This is a genomic window from Arthrobacter sp. LAPM80, from assembly GCF_046736435.1.
Classification (GTDB): Bacteria; Actinomycetota; Actinomycetes; order Actinomycetales; family Micrococcaceae; genus Specibacter.
Map to the genome: position 1 here is coordinate 1 of NZ_JBCHVD010000078.1, position 392 is coordinate 392.

Genomic DNA, 392 nt, shown 5'->3' on the forward strand with positions numbered 1-392 from the left:
GCCTGGCTGGTCACCCGGGCGGATAAGACCACGGTGTCCCAGTTCGCTCGGATAGCATGGCGGACGGTGGGGGCGATCTGTGAACGCGTCGTGGCCGAACAGCTCGATGAGAGCCGCTTTGAGTCCCTGGTCAATATTGGTGTGGATGAGATTTCCTGGCGCAAACACCACCGCTACCTGACCCTCGTTTCCGACCATACGACCTCGAAGATCGTGTGGGGCGCCCCGGGGAAGAACGCGGCCACGTTGGATGGATTCTTCAAAGAGATCGGACCGGAGAAGACAGGATCTATTGAGGCTGTCAGCATGGACATGGGGCCCGCTTTTGCCAAGTCCGTAAAGGCCAACGCTCCGGACGCGGTGATCTGCTACGACCCGTTCCACGTTGTGCA

Annotated in this window: 1 protein-coding gene; it reads left to right on the top strand. The window is 59.9% G+C overall.

What is annotated here, in order from left to right; translation table 11 throughout:
- Nucleotides 1-392, top strand: a 392-nt coding sequence (locus AAGW05_RS18605) for an ISL3 family transposase (protein WP_411806040.1), incomplete at both ends; no start/stop codon positions are given.